Raw genomic sequence first — 5,611 nt, 5'->3', positions numbered from 1 at the left:
GCGGCGATCGCGAGCGCGGCGCAGCCGGGCGAAGCGGGTCACCGCCACCAGAACTAGCGGCGATCGCGAGCGCGGCGCAGCCGGGCGAAGCGGGTCACCGCCACCAGAACTAGCGGCGACCTACGACGTGTCTGCGGCGTCCGGGCTGTGGTCTTCGTCGTCGTCATCGCCGTCGCGGAGCAGCTTCTCCGGGTGGTGGTAGGTGTTGGTGCGGGGTTGTGCGCGCTCGAGGTGGGGTGGTGGGATCCATTCGGTGTCGCCGCGGGCGGTTTTGCGGGTGCTCCAGCCGCGGGGTGTGAGCATGCGGTGGTGGGTGCCGCAGGCGAAGGTGAGGTCGTTGATGTCGGTGGTGTGGCAGGCGGCGTAGTCGGTGACGTGGTGGACTTCGCAGTAGTAGCCCTTGACGTCGCAGCCCGGGGCGGTGCAGCCGCGGTCCTTGGCGTACAACACAATCCGCTGACCCGGCGAGGCCAGCCGCTTGGTGTGATACAACGCCAACGCTTTGCCCTTGTCGAAGATCGCCAGATAATGATGGGCGTGGCGGCCCAAACGGATCACGTCGCTCATCGGCAAAATGGTGCCCCCGCCGGTGAGGCCGCGCCCGGCGGCGGCCTCGAGCTCGCGCAGCGTGGTGGTCACGATGAGGGCGGCCGGCAGGCCGTTGTGCTGACCCAACTCGCCGGAGCCCAGCAGCGCGCGCAGCGCTGCCTGCAGGGCGTCGTGCTGGCGCTGGGCGGCTGAGCGCGGGTCCCCGTCGATGGCCTCTTGGCTGGGCGCGCCGTCCACACACGGAACCTCGTCGAACGGGTTGCACATGCCCGGCGCGGCGAGCTTGGCGAAGACGGATTCCATGGTGGCGCGCAGCTCGGGGCTGATCAGACCGCGCAGTTCGGACATGCCATCGGCCTGTTGGCGGCCCAACATCAGGCCGCGCTGGCGCGCGCGGTCTTCGTCGGTGAAGGTGCCGTCGGGGTTGAGGCAATCGTCCAGTGTGTGGGCCAAGCCGTCGAGTTCCTCGGGCCGGTAGTGGGCGGCGTGGCCGGCCAGGTCGGCTTCGACGCGCTCGCGGGTGGCCTGATCGATCCAGCCGGGCAGGCGGCGGCAGAACTTGCGGATCACCGCGACGTGTCCGGCGCCGAGTTCGCCGCGGCGTTGGGCGGCGGCGGTGGCGGCCAGGGTCGGCGGCAACGGTTCACCGGTCAGGCCGTGGCGTGGACCCAGATCGGCGGCCTCTTTGACCCGGCGGGAGGCTTCGGCGCGGCTGATCCTGATCCGGTCGGCGATCGCGTGGTCGAGTCTGCCGCCGAGTTCTTGGACGCTGGCTTGGCGCCCAAGGTGATTGATCAACCGATGCTCGGGCACCGGCAACCGTCGGCGCGCCTTCTCACAGCGCTCCAACAACGCCAGGCACTCTCGGGGAGTCAACGCGTCGAAACACAGCCCCACGACGTCCTCAAGCGCGGCATCGAGGGCATCGAAGGCCGCGGTGATCACGTCCCGATCGATGACGGCGCCCGAACTCATACCGCGAAACTATCGGGGACCACCGACAAAAATCGCCAGTCTGGGACCGCTGAAACCACAGTGACACAAGGGATTTCGATATACGAATTCGATATCCGAAATCCTGCGAGCGCGCGACGGGAGGGCCGGCGGCACGGGCGAAACTGGTCGCCGCCCTCAGAACTAGTCGGCGTCGCGCTTCGCCTGGACCTGCCTCTCGATTTCGCGCCAATACCCCGGCGTGGGGCGCGGCTTCCCGAAGCCGCCCGTCGCCGCCTTCTTCAGGACGGCGTCGGCGCCGTCGATGTCCTTCATGAGTTCCAGGGCGAACTCACGCTCGGCGGCGTAGTACTTCGCCGCCCAGCGCAACGCGATCACCGAATACGCCCACGCGGGTTCGCCCTCGGCGCCGTCGGCATCTTCCACCGCCTTGCGATGACGGGCCTCGGCGTAGGCGACATGCTCCTGCAGCAGTTCCTTGAGTCGAGCCGGGTTGGTCAGGTGGCCGAACGTAACCCGCAGCAGCACACTGTGTTTGAGCACCGGCGGGTCCACGGGCGCGTCGTTGACCCACTCGATCGCGGCCGCCATCCCCGCTTCGGTGATCTTGTAGAGCCGGCGGGTGCGGGTGCCCTCATCGCGTTCGACGCGCGACGTGACCAGCCCCAGACCCTCCAGCTTCTTCAGCTCCGAATAGATCTGGCTGTAGGAAGGGCTCCAGTAGTAGAGGTCGACGCTCCAGTCGATCCACTTCTTGAGGTCGTAGCCGGAGATCTCCTCCTCGTAGGACATCATGCACAGCAACGCCCGACTGGTGGCGGCCAACGCCGCATTCGCCGGCTTTTTGCTGGCAGGGTCCGTTTCGGAGTCCACGTCGCCAGGTTAGCAACACGAACCCTAGATTGGAGCACATGGACCGCTGGCTGGGACGCCCGTGAAATTCGCCTTCCCCATTCCGCACCTGCTGCGCCTCAAGGCGATTTCGCAGCCCTGGGAGGCGGCCGTCACCGGGCCCGAACAGCGGCGCATGATGCAATGCGCCGACCAGTGGGGCTACGACATGATCGCGGTGCCCGAACATCTCGTCATCCCCACCGACCACGTCGCATTATCCGGGCCGCACTATTTGCACTCGACGGCCGCGCAGGCCTTCATCGCCGGTGCCACCGAGCGGGTCGCCGTCAATTCCTGCGTCACCATCTTGCCGCTGCACCATCCGATCGCGCTGGCCAAAGCGCTGGCCACCGCGGACTGGATGAGCGGGGGCCGGATGATGGTCACCTTCGGAGTCGGCTGGCTGGCACGGGAGTTCGAGCTCGTCGGCGTGCCGTTCGGGGAGCGCGGGCGGATCGCCGACGAGTATCTGGCGGCCATCGTCGAATTGTGGACCAGTGACGCGCCTCGATTCGAGGGCCGCTACGTGTCGTTCGCCGACATCGCATTCGAGCCGAAACCCGTTCAAAAACCCCATCTTCCGATCTGGATCGGTGGTGACGCCGACGCCGCGCTGCGCCGGGCCGCCACCTTTGGATCGGGATGGTGGCCGTTTCTGACACCGCCCGAGCAGATCGCCGAAAAGCTCGACTACATCAAGTCCCAACCTTCCTATGACGGTCGGTCTTTCGAGGTGATGCACGGGCTGGGCACCAACCGGGTCGGCGAAGGACACGTCGCCCGCCGCGACGCCAGCGATCGGCCGGGCATGAGCGCGGCGCAGATCGTCGACCGGTTGGGCTGGCTCGCCGAGCAGGGCGTGACGATGACCGCGGTTCCCGTTCCCGCCGTCGGCGGGGTGGACGAGTACCTCGATTACGCGCGGTGGGTCATCGAGGAGATCAAGCCGCAGCTGCCATGACGTCGCGGTGCAGGATAGCGGCATGAACCGAAAGCGCGTCATCGTCGCGGGACTCGGGGACGCGGGCGTCCTCGCGGCGATCCGGCTGTCCCGGCATGCCGACGTCGTCGGGATCTCGGCCAAACCCGCGCTGGTGAGCGGCCAGGAACTCGGCGTCCGGCTATCCCGTCCGCACGACTGGGCCCGCGATTACTGGATCCCGTTCGATCGGTTCCGCCGCCTGGATGGCGTCCGGACGGTGCAGGCGACGCTGACCGGAGTGGACCTGGGCGCCCGAATCGTCTTCGGCCGGGCCGAAGACGGGACAACCATCACCGAGGCCTACGACGCGCTGGTCATCTCGACCGGAGTCAGCAACGGGTTTTGGCGCCAGCCGACATTGCAGTCCGCCGCCGACATCGGCGCGGGGCTGCGCGCCGCGCACGACCGGCTTGCCACCGCCGCGTCGGTGATCGTGGTGGGCGGCGGCGCGGCCGCGGTCAGCAGCGCCCTCAACATGGCGACCACCTGGCCGGACAAGCGCATCGACCTGTACTTCCCCGGTGCGACCGCTCTGCGGGAATATCACCCGCGGACCTGGCAGCGGCTTCGCACCCGGCTGCGCGAGTTGGGCGTCGGCGTGCACCCGGGCCACCGCGCCGTGTTGCCCGACGGATTCGCGGGTGACGAACTCACCGGCGACCCGGTGCCCTGGAGCACCGGACAACCCCCGGCAACCGCCGACGCCGTGCTGTGGGCGATCGGGCGGATAAGACCCAACACCGAGTGGCTGCCGCCGGAGTTGCTCGACGAGCGGGGATTCGTTCGCGTCACCCCGCAGCTGCGGGCGCCCGGTCATCGCGGTGTCTTCGCGCTCGGCGACGTCGCGGCCACCGATCCCCTGCGCAGCTCCGCCCGCAACCGCGGCGACGCGCTGGTGGCGCGAAATCTCCTCGCCGAGTTCGCGGGCCGACCGTTGCGTACCTTCCGCGCGCCGACGCGGCGGTGGGGTTCGCTGGTGGGCATTCAGCCCAACGGCCTGGAGGTCTTCCTGCCCTCCGGCCGCGCCTTCCGCTTCCCGTCCTGGTCCGTCGAACGCGTGGTGGTGCCGTGGTTCGTGCGGTGGGGCATGTATCGCGGTGTGCGCCAGAACAATCCGCTGGGGTAAGGCATACGCCCTCCCCCAGCTTCGGTGATCAGACGGTGTTGAGCAATAACATCAGCCCGTAATCCATGTGGATCTGTTGGTGGCAGTGCAGCAGGGAGAGGCCGGGTTGATCGGCGACGAAGTCGATTTCCATGCTTTGGTAGCCGCCCAGCATCGCGACGTCCTTGCGCACGCCGGCGGTCGATGCGCCGGCGAAACGGGTGATTTCGAAGGTGTGCCGGTGCAGGTGCATGGGGTGCAGGTCGTCGCTGGCGTTGCGCAAGCGCAGCCGGTAGCGCTTGCCACGCTCGATATCGAGCACGGGCTTGTTGGCGTCCATCGCGAAGGGTGCGCCGTTGATCGTCCAGACGTTGAAACCGTTGTCGGCGGCGTTGCGCTTCTCGATCAGCATGTCGATGGTGTGGTCGGGCGGCGCAGGGTTGGTCGGATGGGGTGTGGCGAACAGCCGGTAATCCCACCTGAACGGCGCGGGCTCCACCCATTGCGGATCCCCACCGCGCCCGGCATATTCGACGACCACGCCCATGCCGCGGCCCCGGTCGTCGTCGGAGAGATCGCCCAGCACCCAGACGCCCGGATGGGTCATATTGACCAGGGCCGAGACCCGTTCACCCGCGCCGAGCCACAACACCGGCACCGCCGCCCGCGTGGGTACCGGGTTGCCGTCCAGCGCGACGACGGTGAAGGTGTGCCCGGGCAGGGCCAAGCTGCGTGTCTCGGTGGCGCTGCCGTTGAGTACGTGGAGCAGCACCAGCTGACCGGTTCGCACGCGGATGGGGTCGCCGTGGCCGAGCATGCGTCCGTTGATGGCGAAAGCCCCATAGCCCACCTCGTAGCCGGGTTGCTCACCCCGGCCCAGCGAGGCCGCCATCGACGCCTCCCCCTTCTCCTTGAGATCCGGGTCCTGCTCGCCGGCGAGGAAGTCGCCGGCCATGTCGCCTCCTCGACTGAACGTGGGCTCAAAATCCTTGAGTGTCAAGAAGATTTCTTGGTCGAACGCACCCGCGTTCTGCGTGGACTCGATGTAGACCGGACCCACCAGTCCGGTGTACTGGCCACGGGACAGATCGGCGCGCGGTACCACGTGCGTGTGATAGAAGCGGAAG

The 5,611-nt window shown here is 67.9% G+C and carries 5 protein-coding genes; 2 read left to right on the top strand and 3 right to left on the bottom strand.

The window, feature by feature from the left end; genetic code table 11:
- Nucleotides 1-120: 120 nt before the first annotated feature.
- Together Q0W90_RS22880 and Q0W90_RS22875 are read right to left on the bottom strand one after the other, a co-directional pair.
- The gene (locus Q0W90_RS22880) at nucleotides 121-1,524 is read right to left on the bottom strand and encodes an HNH endonuclease signature motif containing protein (protein ID WP_297776804.1); all 1,404 of its coding nucleotides are present in this window, start codon (nucleotides 1,522-1,524) and stop codon (nucleotides 121-123) included.
- A 162-nt stretch (nucleotides 1,525-1,686) separates the two neighbouring features.
- Entirely contained in the window at nucleotides 1,687-2,376 is a 690-nt protein-coding gene (locus Q0W90_RS22875) for a PadR family transcriptional regulator (protein WP_297701153.1), read from the bottom strand.
- 61 nt (nucleotides 2,377-2,437) lie between these two features.
- Between Q0W90_RS22875 and Q0W90_RS22870 the strand changes: the two genes are divergently transcribed.
- Together Q0W90_RS22870 and Q0W90_RS22865 are read left to right on the top strand one after the other, a co-directional pair.
- Complete coding sequence (locus Q0W90_RS22870) at nucleotides 2,438-3,358, top strand: TIGR03619 family F420-dependent LLM class oxidoreductase (protein ID WP_297601544.1); 921 nt, start codon at nucleotides 2,438-2,440, stop codon at nucleotides 3,356-3,358.
- A 22-nt stretch (nucleotides 3,359-3,380) separates the two neighbouring features.
- Nucleotides 3,381-4,505, top strand: coding sequence for an FAD-dependent oxidoreductase (locus Q0W90_RS22865; protein ID WP_297776802.1), 1,125 nt, complete (start codon nucleotides 3,381-3,383; stop codon nucleotides 4,503-4,505).
- 28 nt (nucleotides 4,506-4,533) lie between these two features.
- Here the strand turns inward: Q0W90_RS22865 and Q0W90_RS22860 are convergent.
- Nucleotides 4,534-5,611 (bottom strand): multicopper oxidase domain-containing protein (locus Q0W90_RS22860; RefSeq protein ID WP_297776799.1); only part of this gene is annotated, 1,078 nt, incomplete at its 5' end.

Origin of the sequence: Mycobacterium sp. (assembly GCF_025933915.1) — a bacterium.
GTDB lineage: Bacteria > Actinomycetota > Actinomycetes > Mycobacteriales > Mycobacteriaceae > Mycobacterium.
The sequence above is the reverse complement of the archived record's forward strand: the minus strand, read 5'-3'. Positions and strand labels throughout refer to the sequence as shown.